The sequence below is a fragment of the Modestobacter marinus genome, from assembly GCF_019799945.1.
GTDB lineage: Bacteria > Actinomycetota > Actinomycetes > Mycobacteriales > Geodermatophilaceae > Modestobacter > Modestobacter marinus_B.
The window spans coordinates 18,962-35,195 of record NZ_JABGCH010000005.1; the positions used below are offsets into that span (position 1 = coordinate 18,962).

18 protein-coding genes are annotated in these 16,234 nt (G+C 76.0%); 9 read left to right on the forward strand and 9 right to left on the reverse strand.

The window, feature by feature from the left end:
- Nucleotides 1-20 precede the first annotated feature (20 nt).
- The 5 genes from HK417_RS06465 to HK417_RS06485 all read right to left on the reverse strand — a co-directional run bounded on the left by HK417_RS06465 (nt 21) and on the right by HK417_RS06485 (nt 3,386).
- Nucleotides 21-860, reverse strand: coding sequence for a lysophospholipid acyltransferase family protein (locus HK417_RS06465; protein WP_222264584.1), 840 nt, complete (start codon nt 858-860; stop codon nt 21-23).
- 147 nt (nt 861-1,007) lie between these two features.
- Nucleotides 1,008-1,652 carry a LysE family translocator gene (locus HK417_RS06470; RefSeq protein WP_222264586.1) on the reverse strand — a complete coding sequence of 215 codons (645 nt, stop codon included), beginning with the start codon at nt 1,650-1,652 and terminating at the stop codon, nt 1,008-1,010.
- Nucleotides 1,653-1,706: 54 nt separating this feature from the next.
- The gene (locus HK417_RS06475; protein WP_222264588.1) at nt 1,707-2,573 is read right to left on the reverse strand and encodes a DUF881 domain-containing protein; all 867 of its coding nucleotides are present in this window, start codon (nt 2,571-2,573) and stop codon (nt 1,707-1,709) included.
- A 55-nt stretch (nt 2,574-2,628) separates the two neighbouring features.
- Nucleotides 2,629-3,012, reverse strand: a complete 384-nt coding sequence (locus HK417_RS06480; RefSeq protein ID WP_222264589.1) for a YchJ family protein — start codon at nt 3,010-3,012, stop codon at nt 2,629-2,631.
- A 41-nt stretch (nt 3,013-3,053) separates the two neighbouring features.
- Nucleotides 3,054-3,386 (reverse strand): STAS domain-containing protein, encoded by a 333-nt coding sequence (locus HK417_RS06485; protein ID WP_222264591.1) that lies wholly within the window; start codon nt 3,384-3,386, stop codon nt 3,054-3,056.
- Nucleotides 3,387-3,570: 184 nt separating this feature from the next.
- On the opposite strand from HK417_RS06485, the gene HK417_RS06490 reads away from it, so the two are divergent.
- Nucleotides 3,571-4,128 (forward strand): dihydrofolate reductase family protein, encoded by a 558-nt coding sequence (locus HK417_RS06490; protein ID WP_222264593.1) that lies wholly within the window; start codon nt 3,571-3,573, stop codon nt 4,126-4,128.
- Here HK417_RS06490 and HK417_RS06495 read toward each other — a convergent pair.
- On the reverse strand, nt 4,116-5,387 hold the full coding sequence (locus HK417_RS06495; RefSeq protein WP_222264595.1) for a M18 family aminopeptidase: 1,272 nt from the start codon (nt 5,385-5,387) through the stop codon (nt 4,116-4,118). The two genes, HK417_RS06490 and HK417_RS06495, sit on opposite strands and share 13 nt — an antisense overlap.
- A 91-nt stretch (nt 5,388-5,478) precedes the next feature.
- Between HK417_RS06495 and HK417_RS06500 the strand changes: the two genes are divergently transcribed.
- On the forward strand, nt 5,479-6,843 hold the full coding sequence (locus HK417_RS06500) for a DUF222 domain-containing protein (RefSeq protein WP_306433776.1): 1,365 nt from the start codon (nt 5,479-5,481) through the stop codon (nt 6,841-6,843).
- Nucleotides 6,844-7,011: 168 nt separating this feature from the next.
- Here the strand turns inward: HK417_RS06500 and HK417_RS06505 are convergent, their stop codons facing one another.
- Complete coding sequence (locus HK417_RS06505; RefSeq protein WP_308123413.1) at nt 7,012-8,004, reverse strand: aldo/keto reductase; 993 nt, start codon at nt 8,002-8,004, stop codon at nt 7,012-7,014.
- A gap of 43 nt (nt 8,005-8,047) precedes the next feature.
- On the opposite strand from HK417_RS06505, the gene HK417_RS06510 reads away from it, so the two are divergent.
- Genes HK417_RS06510 through HK417_RS06535 form a run of 6 tightly spaced genes read left to right on the forward strand, consistent with a single transcriptional unit; the run spans nt 8,048 to nt 12,536 of the window.
- Nucleotides 8,048-8,314, forward strand: a complete 267-nt coding sequence (locus tag HK417_RS06510; protein ID WP_222264599.1) for a hypothetical protein — start codon at nt 8,048-8,050, stop codon at nt 8,312-8,314.
- A 46-nt stretch (nt 8,315-8,360) separates the two neighbouring features.
- Nucleotides 8,361-9,251, forward strand: a complete 891-nt coding sequence (locus HK417_RS06515) for an AAA family ATPase (RefSeq protein ID WP_222264601.1) — start codon at nt 8,361-8,363, stop codon at nt 9,249-9,251.
- Nucleotides 9,241-10,422, forward strand: coding sequence for a vWA domain-containing protein (locus HK417_RS06520; RefSeq protein WP_222264603.1), 1,182 nt, complete (start codon nt 9,241-9,243; stop codon nt 10,420-10,422). Before HK417_RS06515 ends, HK417_RS06520 begins: the two co-directional genes overlap by 11 nt.
- Nucleotides 10,406-11,527 carry an XdhC family protein gene (locus HK417_RS06525; protein ID WP_222264605.1) on the forward strand — a complete coding sequence of 374 codons (1,122 nt, stop codon included), beginning with the start codon at nt 10,406-10,408 and terminating at the stop codon, nt 11,525-11,527. Before HK417_RS06520 ends, HK417_RS06525 begins: the two co-directional genes overlap by 17 nt.
- 41 nt (nt 11,528-11,568) lie before the next feature.
- Complete coding sequence (locus HK417_RS06530) at nt 11,569-11,847, forward strand: helix-turn-helix domain-containing protein (protein WP_222264607.1); 279 nt, start codon at nt 11,569-11,571, stop codon at nt 11,845-11,847.
- Nucleotides 11,844-12,536 carry an ATP-dependent Clp protease proteolytic subunit gene (locus tag HK417_RS06535; RefSeq protein ID WP_222264608.1) on the forward strand — a complete coding sequence of 231 codons (693 nt, stop codon included), beginning with the start codon at nt 11,844-11,846 and terminating at the stop codon, nt 12,534-12,536. Before HK417_RS06530 ends, HK417_RS06535 begins: the two co-directional genes overlap by 4 nt.
- Nucleotides 12,537-12,543: 7 nt before the next feature.
- Here HK417_RS06535 and HK417_RS06540 read toward each other — a convergent pair whose 3' ends face one another.
- Entirely contained in the window at nt 12,544-13,944 is a 1,401-nt protein-coding gene (locus tag HK417_RS06540; RefSeq protein ID WP_222264610.1) for a M20 family metallopeptidase, read from the reverse strand.
- A gap of 66 nt (nt 13,945-14,010) precedes the next feature.
- On the opposite strand from HK417_RS06540, the gene HK417_RS06545 reads away from it, so the two are divergent.
- A complete protein-coding gene (locus HK417_RS06545; RefSeq protein WP_308123414.1) occupies nt 14,011-14,589 on the forward strand; it encodes an MOSC domain-containing protein in 579 nt (192 codons plus the stop codon).
- A 9-nt stretch (nt 14,590-14,598) separates the two neighbouring features.
- Here HK417_RS06545 and HK417_RS06550 read toward each other — a convergent pair whose 3' ends face one another.
- Nucleotides 14,599-16,233 carry a GGDEF domain-containing protein gene (locus HK417_RS06550; RefSeq protein ID WP_222264612.1) on the reverse strand — a complete coding sequence of 545 codons (1,635 nt, stop codon included), beginning with the start codon at nt 16,231-16,233 and terminating at the stop codon, nt 14,599-14,601.
- Nucleotide 16,234 lies beyond the last annotated feature (1 nt).

A 16,234-nucleotide genomic window follows, 5' to 3' on the forward strand; every position in this document is an offset into this window, starting at 1 on the left:
GGCTCCTCCGGGGGACGCGGTCAGCGGACTGCCGGGTCCGATCCTGCCTCGGCGCGACCGCCCCCGCTGGTTCCACGTGGAACTCGCCGCGCGCCGGCCGGAGCGGCCAGGCGCCGGTCCGGCCACTCGAGCACCGCGGCCACCGCGTACTCGGCCAGCACCGCGAGCTCCCGGCGGCTGGTGCCGGACGGCTCGAGGGCGGGCAGCAGGTGGACCTCCACCACCAGCCCGCGGGTGGCCACGACCTGGGCGACGCTGCGCCACAGCGGTCCGTCGGCGAGCGGGCCGGCGGGTGCGCCGCCGTCCGCCCGGTACCGGACGGCGACCGGGCACACCGGCGCCCCGGTGTCGACGGCGGCCTGGAGGAACGCGGGACGGAACCGCCCCAGCCGCGCCCCGTGCGGGTCCTCGGGGCGGACGGTGACCGTCGTCCCGCCGCGGAGCGCTCCGGCAACCGCGCCGACGGCCGCAGGCAGGGCCCGGGGACGGCGCCGGTCGAGCAGCACGGCGCCGGCGCGCCGGGCCGGGCCGCCGCAGAGCAACCGGTCCGGCTCGGCCACCGGCACCCCCCGGACGACGGTGAGCAGCGCGAGGTCGTCGACCCAGCACACCCGGTTGGCGACCACCAGGTGCCCGCCGGCCGCGATCGGCCAGGCGACCGGCGAGGCGTGCACCTCGACCCGGACGCCTGCGGCGGTGAGGACCTCGGCCGCCGCGCGGACGACGATGCGCTGCCGTCCCCGCACGGAGGTCAACGGCGCCCGGAGGGCGGCCGGCGCGGTGCGGGCGAGTGTGCCGGCCAGCCGCAGCCACCGGCGTCGCCGAAGGGCGGGTTCGGCGGAGGGCGAGAGTGTGGTCACGCGACACCTCGGGTGCCGGGAGGCCCCTGGGCGGGGCCCGGACACCCGCCAGGGTCGGGGCGGCGGGTGGCGGTCCGGTGACCGGCGGCCGGCACGCCGGGGTCGGGACGGCGAAGGTGCCGGAACGGCGGCCCCCGGTCGGCTCACTCAGCCGACGGCGCGGCGGGTGGAGCGCAGCGCGACGACGGCGAGCAGCGCCATGGTCACGCCGCCGATCCGGTCCAGGACGCGCATCCGCAGGTCCGGCAGCAGCCGGCGCAGACCGCCGCCGAACAGCGCCCACTGGGCGTCGACCACGGTGGCCAGCGCGATGAACGTAACCCCCAGGACGACCAGCTGCAGCCAGGCCGGCCCGGCGTCCGGGCGAACGAACTGCGGCAGGAAGGCCAGGTAGAAGATCGCCGTCTTCGGGTTGAGGACGCCGATCGGCAGCGCGCGCAGGAAGGCCGAGCGGCCGCTGGGAGGGTCAGCCGTGGACGTCCCCAGCTCGGCGAGGGTGCCGGGGGTGCGGGCGCGCCATGCCCGCACCGCCAGCCACAGCAGGTACGCGGCGCCGGCGATCTTCAACACGGTGAACGCCTGCGCGCTGGCCGCGATGATCGCGGAGACACCGAGCACCGTGCCGGCGACGTGTGCGAGGTAGCCGGTCTCGATGCCCAGCGTGGCGGCCAGGCCGACCGCGCGGCCGTGCCGCAGCGTGGTGGTTAGGATGTAGGCCACCGACGGGCCGGGGACGGCGATGAGCACCAGGCTGGCGGCGGCGAAGGCGGCGAGTGTCCCGGGGGAGACCACGGGACGACGCTAGTCCGGGAGGCCGCCATCCCGCCTCCCCTTTCCGGCGGCGTCTCAGTCGAGCGCCGGGTTCCCCACGAGCGCGTCCACGAGAACCGTGTCCTGCGTGGTCACGCCCGCCGTCGCCCCCGCGCGCTCGGCGTCCCGCAGCACACCGCCGGGCACGCTCAGGGCCTCGTCCATGTCCTCCGGCGGGCCGATCCCCAGGACCGTGTACGGCTCGGTGAGGATCGCCCCCTCGACCTGGATGCCCGCCGTGGTGTCGACGAAGGCGCTGGAGACCACCACTCGGACGTCGTTGACCTCGATCGCCTCGGCGCCGGCCCCGCGCAGCTCCTGCACCGCCTCCAGCAGCAGCGAGGCGTCGATCTGCTGGTCGGGGTCGGAGATCGACAGCCGGATGCCGGGACCCTCGGCCGCCAGTTGCCCGGTCAGGATGCCGATGGCCTCCGCGCGCTGCTCGGCCTGGTCCAGGGCGCTGTCGGACTCGGACCGGTCGTCGCTGAGCTGCTCGAGCGCCTCCCGGCTGTCGGCGATCTGCTCGCGCAGCCGCTCCTCGTTGCCCTCCACGTCGTTGAGGACCGCGACGAGGTCCTCCTCGCTGGCGCCGCTGTACGGCTCGTCGGCGTTGCTGGCGCGGATCTGGACGGTCAGCCCGAGGCCGAGGGCGAGGGCCAGCACCCCGGTGACGGCGGTGAGCACCGCGCGCCGGCTCGCCCGACGGCCCGGCGCAGCGGCGGTCTCGGGCTGGCCGACGGTCGCGGTCTCGGGATCGTCGGCGGTCCCGCCGACCGCCGCGGTCTCGCCGGGCGCCGCGGTCTCGCCGGGCGCCGCGGGCGCGTCGGCCGCGGGCGCGCTGAAGGCAGGCTCGGGCTCTCCGGGTGCGGGGGCCGCGGCTGCGTGCTCGGCGTCGGCGCTCATCGGCTGCCAGGGTAGGTCGGGGCGGGGGCCCGCGGCGCCGGGCACGCGCCGTCGGTCAGGGCAGCGCGACCCCGTCGACGTAGTACCAGCGGCCGCCCTCGCGGACGAAGCGGCTGTCCTCGTGCTGGCTGCCGGCCATGCCGTGGACGACGGAGTGGGCGCGGAACTCGACGGTCCCCTCCGCGGCCAGCAGCGCCCCGCCGGTGGTGGCGAGGACCTCCAGGCCCACCCAGCGCACCGCCGGGTCGAGGGCCAGCGACCGCGGGCGGGTGGTGGGGTGCCAGGTGGCGAGCAGGTAGGCCGGGTCAGCCACGGCGAAGGCGCTGTAGCGGGAGCGCATCAGCTGTTCGGCGGTGGCGGCCGCCGTCCCGTCGTGCAACCGGCCGCAGCACTCGGCGTAGGGCAGGCCGGAGCCGCACGGGCAGGGACGCGGACGCACGGCCCTAGTCTCCCCGAGCGGGCCGGCGGAACCGCCGCCGGTCAGGCGGCGATGACGGCGAGGGTGAGCTGCCGGCCGGCCAGGAAACGCTCGACCGGGCGGGGCAGCCCCCGCACGTCGAACCCGGCCGCGCGGGTGCGGGCCTCGTCCCCCGCGCGGAAGAGCACCGCCAGTGACGAGGCGTTCACGAAGCTGACCGCCGACAGGTCCACCAGCAGGGACGCCGGCGCGCCGGCCCACGCCGCGGTCAGCGTGCGCTCGAGTTGCGGCCCGGTGAGGGCGTCCACCTCGCCGTGCACCACGACGGTGGTAGCGGAGGTCGTGGCGGAGCGCACGGTGGTGGAGAAGGGGGGCGGGGTCGTCGGCAGGTCCATGGCCGTCCTCGGACTCGTGAGGGACCAAGGTTCTGGGCGGCCTCGCCGGGACGGCGCGACTCAACACTCGCTCGGCCCAGGGTACGCGGCTGACCCGAGGGAGGACAGAGCCCGCCCACGTCGATGAGTTCCGGCTGCGGCCAGGGTCACAGGACCGTCGGGGTGGCCGTGGAGGGGAGGTCCGGTGCGCGAGCTCGTGACGTACCACCTGGTGTCGCTGGACGGCGTCGCCGAGGAGCCGGGGAACTGGGTGTTCGACGTCGACGAGGAGGTCTTCGCCCACCTCGGCGCGGTCATCGCCCGCCAGGACACCGTCCTGCTGGGGCGCGGCACCTACGACTACTGGGCGGGGTACTGGCCGGGCTCGGACGTGGAGCCGTTCGCGACCTTCATCAACGGCACGCCGAAGCACGTGGTCACCTCCCGGCCGCTCGCCCCGCCGTGGGCGAACAGCGTCGTGGTCGACCGGTCGGTCGTCGAGCACGTCCGGGCGCTCAAGCAAGGCGAGGGTGGGGATATCGGCGTCCACGGCAGCATCACCCTGACCCGCTCGCTGCTCCGGGCCGGTCTGGTCGACGAGCTGCGCCTGGTGGTCGCCCCGACGATCGCCGGCACCGGCCGACGCCTGTTCGACGACGGTGAGCTGCGCAGGCTGGACCTGATCGCGGTCTCCGGCACCCGGAGCGGCGCGCTCCTGCTGGCCTACCGCACCCGGGCCGGGGGCGGCGGTCAGTCGGAGTAGCAGGCGGTGAGGGCATCGACGACGAGCGGGACGTCGAGGGCCGAGGCCAGCTCCCGGCACGAGTGCATCGCGAGCATCGGGGCGCCGATGTCGACCGTCGGCAGGCCCAGCCGGGTCGCGGTGAGCGGGCCGATCGTGCTGCCGCACGGCAGGTCGGCCCGGGTCACGAAGTGCTGCACCGGCACACCGGCCTCGGCGCATCGCTCGGTGAACCAGCCACCGCTGGCCGCGTCGGTGGCGTAGGCCTGGTTGGCGTTCAGCTTCAGCACCGGTCCGCCACCGAGCTGCGGCTGGTGCGCGGGCTCGTGCCGGTCGGACCGGGTGGGGTGGACGGCGTGCGCCATGTCCGCCGACACCAGCCGGGAGCGGGCGAGGGCACGGGCCAGCGCCTGCGGATCGGCCGGGTCGGTGACCGCGACCAGCCGGCGGACGACGTCCTCCAGGAAGCTGCCGCGCGCCCCGGACATCGAGCCGCTGCCCACCTCCTCGTGGTCGTTGCACACCAGCAGCTGCGTGCGCTCCCCAGCTGCCGCGGCGACCAGCGCGGTGACCCCGGCGTGGCAGCTTGCCAGGTTGTCCAGCCGCGGCGCCGCCACCCACGTGCCGTCCGCGCCGGTGGTGCCCGCGGGCTGCGTGTCGGCCAGCACCAGGTCGTGCCCGACGACGTCCCCGACCGCGACGCCGGCGGCGTCGGCGACCGCCTCGGTGAGGCCCGGCTCGGTTCCCAGCTCACGCGACCACACCGGCACCAGGTGCCGCTGCGGGTCCAGCGTCAGCGCCTCGCGCACCGAGCGGTCCAGGTGGATGGCCAGCGAGGGCAGTCGCAGCGGCGCCCCGGGCAGCCGGACCAGCGCCTGGCCGCCCCCGCGCAGCACGAGCCGTCCGGCGACGGTGAGCTCGCGGTCCAGCCAGGTGTGCCACAGGCCGCCGCCGTAGGGCTCCACGCCGACCAGCCGGTAGCCGGCCTGCCGGACGTCCGAGCGCGGCCGGACCTTGAACGTCGGGGAGTCGGTGTGCGCCCCCACCAGCCGCATCCCGGCCTCGGCGAGGGGTGCGCTGCCCACGCGGAAGGCGATCAGGCTGCCGTGCCGGACCACGAAGTGCCCCGCGCCCGGGGCCGGTGACCAGGCGTCGGCCTCGGCGAGCTCGGTGAACCCGGCGACGCGGAGCCGCCGGGCCAGCTCGGCCACCGCGTGCGACGGCGAGGGGCAGACGTCGACGAAGGCGCGCAGGTCGTCGCCCAGGGAGAGGTCCGGCATGGGGCCATCGTCGCCGGTGGGACGGGATGGGGATCAGCCGGGGGCCGGACGGGAGGCCGCGAAGCTGTCAGTGGCCGAACATGTTCGGTCTGTGCACGGGAGCGCGGGTGAGCTGCAGATCGACCTGGTGTGGGAGTCTCGGGTCCCTGCCCCGCGCCTACCCGTGTCCTGGCTGACCGACGAGGAGAAGGCCGTCGAGCTGCAGCGGGTGCAGGAGCGACGGGCCGTGGACGCCGCCTACGAGGCGGAGCTGATCCTGGCCCTGGCCGCCGAACGGCCGGCGTCGGTGGACCCGCCGCCGGACCATCCCGGTGCCCGCCGGCCGGGCTGGACACCCGACACCGCCTCCGCTCCCCGGGTGAGCGAGTTCTTCACCGCCGAGTTGTCGGCGATCCTGAATCTGGGCAGAGGCACCGCAGCGATCAAGCTGACCCGGGCGCTGACCTGGCGGGACAAGCTGCCGGCCACGCTCGCCGCCCTGGCGGCCGGCGAGCTGGACGAGCGGCGAGCCTGCGCGCTGGCCGACGTGTTGGTGGACGCCACCCCCGAGGTCGCCGGCCAGGTGGAGGCGGCGCTGCTCGGGCAGGCCGGTGACCTGTCGGTGTACCGGCTGCGGGACGGCGCCACCGCCCTCCTGCTGCAGATGGACACCGCCGCGGCCGAGGTGCATCGCAAGGAGGCCGAGAAGGCCGCCGATGTGCGGGTGCACCCCTCGCCGACCGACGGGCGGGCGACGCTGGCCGCGGACCTGCCCGTGGACGAGGCGGTCGAGTGCTTCGACGTGGTCGACCAGCTGGCCCGGATGCTCAAGTCCGACGGCGACGGCCGCGCGATCGGGACACTGCGGGTGCACGTGCTGTCGACGCTGATCCGCCGCCCCGCCGGCTCCGGCCTACCGACCGTCTGCGCGAACGTGACCGTGAGCGCCGTCGTCACCGCACTGGACGGCACCAGGAACGTGCCTGGCGAGGTCGGCGGGCTGCCGATCACCGCCGCCCACCTGCGCGATCTCCTCGCCCGCATCGGCGTGCTGGGGGCTCACCGCCCCCGACGGCGGCACGCTGAGCTACGCGATCACCGGCCCCGATGGGGAACTGCTGGCCACCCTCACGCCCGCCGAACTCACCCGGCTGGCCCGCCGCGGCTGGCCACGACACCCCGACGGCGACGGCGACCCGTGCGACTGCCCGGTGGCCGGGCTGCCCCCGCCGACCGACGTCTACGAACCGACCGCCCGTCAGCGGGCCTTCGTGACCACCCGCGACCGGCGCTGCCGCTTCCCCGACTGCGGCCAGCGCGTCGGTTGGGCCGACCTCGATCACGTGATCGCCCACTCCTGTGGCGGCGCAACGGACTGCACCAACCTCTGCTGCCTGTGCCGCTCCCACCACCGGCTCAAGACCTTCGCTCCCGGCTGGCACTTTCCGGATGGACACCGACGGCACCCTGCACGTGACCACCCCGTCGGGCGTCACCCGCACCACCCGACCACCCGGCCTGCGGCCCCGACCACCCGAGACCGAACCGCTACCGCGCGAACTCGGACCGGCGGCAGGCAGCGACGACGTACCGCCCTTCTGAGCGGGGCGGCGGGGCGGTCCGGGCTGCGGCACGAACTGGGCGGTCAGACCTGCAGCCAGCGCATCCCGGACGGCGAGTACCGCTCCCCGGCCGTGACGCCGACCGGCGCGACCTCCTCGATCGCGGCGAGGTCCGCGGGCGTCAGCTCGACGTCGAGCGCGGAGACGTTCTCCTCGAGGTTGGCGATCCGCCGGGTGCCGGGGATGGGCACGACGTCGTCCCCCTGGGCGAGCACCCACGCCAGGGCCAGCTGCGCGGGCGTGACGCCCTTGGCCTCGGCGATCGCGACCACCCGGTCGAGGACCGCCAGGTTCTTCCGGAAGTTCTCGCCCTGGAAGCGCGGGGAGGCGCGGCGGAAGTCGTCGTCGGCGAAGTCGTCGACGCTGCGGATCTTCCCGGAGAGGAACCCGCGGCCCAGCGGCGAGTACGGCACGAACCCGATGCCCAGCTCGCGGACGGTGGCCAGCACGCCGTTGTCCTCGACGTCCCGGGTGAACAGCGACCACTCGGTCTGCACCGCCGTCAGCGGGGCGGTGGCGTGCGCGCGGCGGATGGTCCCCGGCCAGGCCTCGCTGATGCCGAGGTACCGGATCTTGCCCTCGGCGACCAGCTCGCCCAGCGCCCCGAAGGTCTCCTCCAGCGGCGTCGCCGGGTCGACCCGGTGCTGGTAGTACAGGTCGATCACGTCGATGCCGAGCCGCTGCAGCGACCCGTCGACGGACCTCCGGACGTACTCCGGGGTGCCGTTGACCCGGCCGGTGCGCCGGCCGGAGTCGTCGAGCTCGTTGCCGAACTTGGTCGCCAGCACCACCTCGTCCCGGCGGGTGGCCAGCACCTGCCCGAGCAGCCGCTCGTTGGTCCACGGGCCGTAGACGTCGGCGGTGTCGAGGAGCGTGACGCCCAGGTCGAGCGCGCGGTGCAGGGTCGCCAGGTTCTCGGCGTCGTCGAAGGCGCCGTAGTAGGAGCTCATCCCCATGCAGCCGAGCCCCTCGGCCGAGACGGTCAGCCCCTGGGCGCCCAGCACGCGGATCTGCACGCGCCGATCGTGCACCGGACGGCGCGGAGTAGAAACGGTCGGCATGGCGGACGACATGGAGATCCAGGCCCAGGGCGAGCACGAGTTCGTCGTCGTGCAGCACACCGAGGTCGACGACGTCACGACCTGGTTCCGGCTGAGCCCGGAGGTCCTGGACCGGCTCGGCACCGACGACGAGGAGGACGTCGTCCGCCGGACGGTGCTCTTCCTGCGCCGTCACCAGGACGTCGCGGACTTCCCCGACCTGGTCGAGCTGGAGGACGTCATCGCCGGCTACGAGGACTACCTCCCGGCGATGGCCGAGGACTGAGCGGCGCAACACGCCGTCCTACCGGCCCGGATGGGATGCTGCCGACGTGAGCCAGCCTCCGCTCCCCGCCGACCCGGCCGCGCTCGCCGACGCCCTGGAGGCCACCGGCTACCTCCCCGACGAGGGGCTGGCGACGGCGGCGTACCTGGCGCTGGTCATGCACCGCCCGCTGTTCCTGGAGGGCGAGGCCGGCGTCGGCAAGACCGCGCTGGCCCAGGCGCTGGCCGAGGTCACCGGGCGGCCGCTGTACCGGCTGCAGTGCTACGAGGGCCTGGAGGCCAGTCACGCGCTCTACGACTGGGACTTCGGCCGGCAACTGCTGCACCTGCGCGCCGCCGAGGCCGCGCACGCCACCGGGGACACCGCGGAGCTGGAGGCGGGGCTCTACGACCGGCGGTTCCTGCTGGCCCGGCCGCTGCTGCAGGCGCTGGAGGACGCCCCGTCGGTCCTGCTGGTCGACGAGGTGGACCGCGCCGACGACGAGTTCGAGGCCTTCCTGCTCGAGGTGCTCAGCGACTTCACCATCTCGATCCCGGAGCTGGGCACGATCCGCGCGGAGACGCCGCCGCTCGTCGTCCTCACCTCCAACCGGACCCGGGAGGTGCACGACGCGCTCAAGCGGCGCTGCCTCTACCACTGGCTGGAGCACCCGGACTTCGAGCGCGAGGTGGCGATCCTGCGCCGCCGGCTGCCCGAGGTCACCGAGTCCCTCGCCCGCCAGGTCGCCGGGGCGACCGCCCGGCTGCGCGGGCTGGACCTGCTCAAGCCGCCGGGTGTGGCCGAGGCGATGGACTGGGCCACGGCGCTGCACGCGCTGGGCGCCCGGGAGCTGGACCCCGACACCGCCGCCCGCACCCTCGGGGCGGTGCTGAAGTACCGGGAGGACACCGACCGCGTGCACGAGCTGGCCCGGGGGGCGCTGTTCGGTGCCCGGTGACGTCGTCGGGACGGTCCTCGGCTTCGCCCGCACGCTGCGGCACGCCGGGGTGACCGCCTCGCCCGACCGGGTCGAGGCGATGCTCAGCGCCGTCGCGCACCTCGACGTCCTGGACCCCACCGCCGTCTACTGGGCCGGCCGGCTGACGCTCTGCGGCGGCCCCGACGACCTGGACCGCTACGACGCCGCGTTCGCCGCGTACTTCGGCGGCGAGGCCCCCCGACCGCGCCGGGGCGGCGCGACCGAGCCGCCGCGGCTGGCCCGGGTGGCGCCGCTGCAGGCCGGCGAGGGGAGCCGGGACGGCGACGAGCCGGCGGACCTCGCCACCCGGGCCAGCGGCGAGGAGGTGCTGCGGCACCGGGACGTCGCCGAGCTGACCCCGGCCGAGCGGGAGCACCTGCGCCGGCTGTTCGCCCTGCTGGCCCCCGCGGCCCCGATGCGGACCTCGCGGCGGCGCACCCCCTCACCCGCCGGCGCGGTCCACCAGGCGCGGACGGTACGCCGGGCGTTGCGGGACGGCGGCGAGGTCACCCGGCTGCTGCACCACCGCGCCCGCCCGCGCCCCCGCCGGGTCGTGCTGCTGATCGACGTGTCCGGGTCGATGAGCCCCTACGCCGACGCGCTGCTGCGGTTCGCGCACGCCGCCGTCCGCGCCCGCCCGGCCAGCACCGAGGTGTTCACCATCGGCACCCGGCTGACCCGGGTCACCCGGGAGCTGCGGCTGCGCGACCCCGACCGGGCGCTGGCCGCGAGCGGCTCGGCCATCCCGGACTGGTCCGGGGGCACCCGGATCGGCGAGGTGCTCAAGGCGTTCCTGGACCGCTGGGGGCAGCGCGGCACCGCTCGCGGCGCGGTGGTGGTGCTCTGCAGCGACGGCTGGGAGCGCGGCGGCGCCGAGCTGCTCGGTGAGCAGATGGCCCGGCTGCACCGGCTCGCGCACGCCGTGGTCTGGGTGAACCCGCACAAGGGCCGGGCCGGCTACGAGCCGCTGACCGCGGGGATGGTCGCCGCGCTGCCGTCGGTCGACGCCTTCGTGGCGGGGCACAGCCTCGCGGCGTTCGAGGAGCTCGCCCGGGTCATCGAGAGGACCCCGTGCTCCTCCTTCCTCGCACGCTCGGGACGAGCCTCGGGACGGGGCCTCAGGGAGGAACGCGATGCGCGACGTACTTGACGACCTGGTCGGGTGGTGGCAGGCCGGGGAGACGGTGGGGATGGGCACCGTCGTCGGCACCTGGCGTTCCGCGCCGCGACCCCCGGGCGCCTCGATGCTGGTCGGCCCGGACGGCACCGCGGTGGGCAGCGTCTCCGGCGGCTGCGTCGAGGGCGCGGTCTACGAGGAGGCCCGGGACGCCGTGGACACCGGCGTCCCCACCCTGCAGCGCTACGGCGTCAGCGACGACGACGCCTTCGCCGTGGGGTTGACCTGCGGCGGGATCCTGGACGTCTTCGTGGAGGCGATCTCCCGGGAGTCCTTCCCCGAGCTCGGCGAGGTGGCCGAGTCGGTGGCCGCGCACGAGCCGGTCGCCGTCGTCACCTGCGTGCAGGGTCCGGACGACCGGCTCGGCCGGCGGATGGTCATCTGGCCGGACCGGGTGTCGGGCACGTTCGGCCTGCAGCGGCTGGACGACGCCGTCGGCGACGACGCCCGGGGCATGCTCGTCGCCGGCCGCACCGGGCTGCTCCACTTCGGCCACGACGGGGAGCGGCGCGGCGACGACCTGACCGTGTTCGTCTCCTCCTTCGCCCCGCCGGCCCGGATGGTCGTCTTCGGTGCGATCGACTTCGCCGCCGCGGTGGCCCGGGTGGGCGGCTTCCTCGGGTACCGGGTGACCGTCTGCGACGCCCGCCCGGTGTTCGCCACCGCCCGGCGCTTCCCCGACGCGGACGAGGTCGTCGTCGAGTGGCCGCACCGCTACCTGCAGGCCGAGGTCGACGCCGGGCGGATCGACGAGCGGACCGTGCTCTGCGTGCTCACCCACGACCCCAAGTTCGACGTGCCGCTGCTGGAGGTGGCGCTGCGGCTGCGGGTGGCCTACGTCGGGGCGATGGGCTCGCGGCGCACGCACGAGGAGCGGCTCGCCCGGCTGCGGGAGGCCGGCCTGCAGGACCACGAGCTCGCGCGGCTCTCCTCACCGATCGGGCTGGACCTGGGCGCCCGCACCCCCGAGGAGACGGCCGTCTCGATCGCGGCGGAGATCGTCGCCGGGCGCTGGGGCGGTTCGGGGGAGCGGCTGACCGGCCTCGGCGGCCCGATCCACCGCACCGCCGACCGCTAGAAGGGCTTGCAACATAGCGGAAGAGGTATACCGTTTGTGCTATGCCGCCGTCGCGCCGCACCCGCTTCCCCGGCCTGCAGGCCCACGCCGACCAGGTCGAGGAAGGGCGGCGCGCGCTCGTCGCACAGCTCGTCGGTGCCCGGGTGCAGAGCGGGCTCAGCCAGACCGAGGTCGCCGCGCGGATGGGCACGTCCCAGTCGGCGGTCGCCCGGCTCGAGAGCGGTGAGCTCGACGCGCGGCTGTCCACGGTGGAGCGGTACGCGGCCGCGCTGGGGCGTGCCGTCTCCTGGCAGGTCACAGCACCGGAGGAACCGTCATGAACCCGCCGCAGGACACCTGGCCGCCGCGTCCCGAGCCGCCCTGGCGGCCGCCGGAGCCCGAGCCGCCCTTCCCGCCGCGCACGCCGTGGCACCCGGGCTGGACCGTGCCGACGCCCGGTCCGGTGTCGGCGTCGGCCTCGCTGCTGGTGCCGCCGACGGACTGGCTCGCCGAGCGGTTGCTCGACCAGCGGGTGATCGCCCTCGCCGGTGAGGTCGACGCCGAGACGGCCAACCGGACGGTCGCCGAGCTCGCCCTGCTGGACGCCTCCGGCGACGAGCCGGTGCAGCTGCGGCTGAGCGGCGTGCGCGCCGACGTCGACACCGTGCTCACCCTCGTGGACGCACTCGACCTGATGGGCGTCCCGGTGCACGCCACCTGCCTGGGGCACCTGACCGGCGCGGCGGTCGCCGTGCTCGCGGTGGCCGACCACCGGGTGGCCGGGGCGCACGCCGTCCTGGAGCTGCGCGAGCCCTCCCCGGGGCGCGGCGTCCACGGGCTCGACGTCGAGGGGCGCGCCGCCGAGCACGCCCGCCAGGTGCGCCGGCTGCAGGAACGCCTGGCCGAGGCCTGCGGGCGGCCGGTCGAGGAGGTCGCCGCGGACATGCGCGCCGGCCGGGCACTCACCGCGACCGAGGCGCAGGAGTACGGGCTGGTGGACGTCGCCGAGGCGCGGCGCGGCGCGGGCTGACCCCGGCTCAGCGGGTGCGGGGCGGCCAGTCGCTGCCGAGCTCGCCGAGGTCCCACCACAGGCCGGCCATCACCTGCAGCGCCTCGCGGACCAGCGGTGCGGGCAGGTGCTCGTCGGGGGCGTGCTGGGCGCAGCCGGGGTAGGAGTGCGGCACCCAGACGGTGGGCAGGCCGAGCACGTGCGCGAAGGCCTCGTTGGGCAGCGAGCCGCCCAGGTTGGGCAGCAGCGCGGGGGCGCGGCCGGTGCTGCGCTCCAGGGAGCCGAGGGTCCAGCCGACCCACGGGTCCTCGGGGTGCAGCCGGGTCGCGGCCATGACGTGCTCGACGTCGATCTCCACCATGCCAAAGCCGTGCCGGTCGAAGTGCTCGCGCAGCCGCTCCTCGATCGACTCCCAGTCGGTGCCCACCACGAAGCGCAGCTGGCAGTGCACCCGGGCGTCGGCGGGGATGGCGTTCACCGGGCCGTCCGGGTCCCCGGAGGTCATGGCCAGCACCTCCAGGGTGTTCCAGCCGAAGAGCCGCTCGCTGGGCGTGAGACCCGGCTCGCCCCAGTCCGCGTCGAGGACGGGGCTGTCCGGCCCCTGGTCGACGGTGATCTCGGCCAGCGCCCGGCGCACGGGCTCGGGGACGGCGGGCGGCCGCAGCGCGTCGAGGAGCAGCCGACCCCGGCCGTCCACCAGGCTGGCCACGGCGTTGAGCAGCACGGTCGCCGGGTTGGCCAGCACACCGCCCCAGTTGCCCGAGTGGTGGGACGCCGCGCGGGCGCGGGCGCGGAAGGTGACGTTCATCGAGCCGCGGGAGCCGAGGAAGACCGTCGGGCGGTCCGCGGCCACCCGGGGGCCGTCGGAGCCGATGAGCAGGTCGGCGGCCAGCTCGCCGCGCAGTTGGGCGCACAGCTCCGACAACCCGGGGGAGCCGGACTCCTCGCCCATGTCCAGCAGCAGCGTGACGTTGTAGCCCAACCGCTGCCCGCGCTCGGCGAGGACCTGCTCGAGGGCGGCGAGGTTGATGCTGTGCTGGCCCTTGTTGTCCGCCACGCCGCGGCCGTACCAGCGGTCGCCCTCCACGACGACCCGCCAGGGGTCCAGCCCTGCCCGCCACTGCTCGGGGTGGGCCGGCTGCACGTCCCCGTGGCCGTAGGTGAGCACCGTGGGGAGCGCGGGGTCCTCGACCCGGCGCGCGACCAGGAAGGGGTGCCGCGCCGAGACCGGGTTCTCGACGATCCGCGCGGCGAAGCCCAGCCGCTCGACCGCGGGGACCATCTCGGCCGTCAGGTACTCGCGCAGCGGCGGCTCCCGGGCGGGGAACGCGCTCTCGGTCGGGTGCGCGACCCGGCGCTCCAGGTCGGCGAGGAAGGCCCCGGAGTCGAAGTGCGCGGCCGCGCGGGCGAGGGCGTGCTGGCGGTCCATGGGCCCACGGTGTCAGCGCCTGAGACCGCCGGCCACCGACGACGCCCGCTTCGCGATGATCGACCGGTGAGCGAGGCCGAGCTGCCGTACCGGTACGCGGTCGAGGTCGTGGGGCTGCTCGCCTCGCCTCGGCACCGCTGCGACGGCCGGCCGGACGGCGCGGTCGCCGCCCTCCCGGTCGAGCGGCGGGACCGGATCGAGGTCCGGGCGGGCCTCGGCGTCGTCGGCGACCGGTACGCCGGGCGGCCCGCGCACCGGGACGCCTCGGTCACCGTCCTCGCCGTCGAGGCGCTGGAGCAGCTCGCGGCCGAGCTGGGCAGCGGGCCGCTGGACCCGCTGGCTCCCCGCCGGAACGTGGTGCTGCGCGGCGCGGAGGTCGAGGCGCTGCGCGGAGAGCCGTTCAGCCTGGACTGCGGGGCGGGCGAGGTGCTCCTCGCCGGTGGGCGCCCGGCCAACCCGTGCGCCTGGATGGACACGGTCCTCGCCCCGGGTGCGCACCGCGGGCTGCGCGGCCGGGGTGGGGTGCGCTGCGCGCCGCGGTCGGACGGCGTCCTGCGGTTGGGGACCGCGGTGCTGCGCTCCGCGGTCCCCCTGGACCCGGCGCGGGCGGGGGACCCGGTCCGCCCGGCGCTCCGGCCGCGCTGAGGGCGCCGGTCAGCCGGGGTCGCTGACCACGCGGTCGCGGCCGGTGCGCTTGGCCCGGTACAGGTGCGTGTCGGCGCGGCGGAGCGCGGCGGCGGGGTCGCAGGGGCCCAGCGCTCCGGTGTGCGTGGCGCCGATGCTGACGGTGACCGGGACGTCGGCGGTGACCGCCGCCCAGGGGTGCGACCGGATCGTCCGGCGGACCTGCTCCAGCCGGTCCCGCGCCACGGCCGGCTCCGGTCCGGGCAGCACCAGCAGGAACTCCTCACCGCCGAGGCGCGCGGCGAAGGCGCCGTCCACCTGGTCGGCCGCGGCCTCCAGCAGCTCGGCCACGGTGGCCAGCACCCGGTCGCCGACGTCGTGGGACAGCGTGTCGTTGACCCGCTTGAAGTGGTCGAGGTCCAGCAGGGCGACCGTCACCGGGGTGCCGCGCCCGGCGCCCACCCGGAGCAGCCGGGGGAGCTCCTCGTCGACGTAGCGGCGGTTGTACAGCCCGGTCAGCGGGTCGCGCAGCGACAGCTCCCGGTACCGCCGGCTCTGCCGCCGCGCCTCGCCGGTCTCGTACATGGCCTGGATCGCCCGGGCGCGGGCGTCCCGCTGGTCCGACTGCAGCTGCAGGACGTCGTGGGTGTAGCCCTTGTGCTCCTCGAAGGCCTCCCGGAAGCGCCCGGCCGCGGCGTGGATCTCGGCCTGCTCGCGGCGGGCGTGCACCCGGACGGTGCCCAGCCCCAGCTCCTCGCAGATCCGCACGCAGGTGTCCAGGGCCGCCTGCGCCTCCTCCAGCCGGCCGCGCCGGCGCCGCACCTCGGCGAGGGTGAGCAGCGAGTCGGCCCCGGCGTCGCCGTCGGGGGAGGCCCGCCGGAACTCCGGCTCCAGGACCGGCAGCAGGACCTCCTCGGCCTCGGCCAGCCGCCCGAGCCCCAGCAGGGTGCGCGCGACGGTGTCCAGCCGGCCGACGTGCAGCGTGCGCCCGTGCTCGGAGGCGAGCTCCCGCATGCGGGTGCAGAACCGCAGCGAGACGTCGAGGTCGCCGTGCAGCGCCTCCACGTAGGCCCGGTTGTTCAAGGCGACGAGCTGGCGGTCGACGTCGCCGAGCTCCTCGGCGAGCCGCAGCACCTGAGGATGGCGCTCGCGGGCGGCCGCGATGTCGCCGTTGAGGCCCAGGCAGTCGGCCAGCCGGCCCAGGTGGTCGAAGCGCAGCGGCGCCGGGGTGTCGGCGTCCATCAGCTCCACGGCCCGCACCGAGTGCTCGAGGGCCAGCGAGAGGTCGCCGAGGTCGAGGAAGACGTTCTGCAGCACGTAGTGGCTGCGGGCGAGCAGGTGCCGCGCGTCGTGGTCGGAGGCCCACTGCTGCACCTCCTGGGCGAGCCGGCCACCGGCGGCCAGCTCCCCCCGGCGCTGGAAGACCTCGGCGCGCACGAGCTGCGCGCGCAGCTCCAGCTCGGGGAGGCCCAGCTCGCGGGCCCGGGCCGCCACGCGCTGCGCCCGCTCGCCGGCGGCGTCGCGGTCGAACCGCGGCAGGGACTCCAGCTCCGCGACCTCCACGAGCAGCTCGACGACCTCGGCGGGCGGTGCGGTTCCGGCGACGTCCACGTCGCGCACCTCCTCCTCGTCGGTCGCCAGCACTGTGCTCGCGTCCTCCTCCATC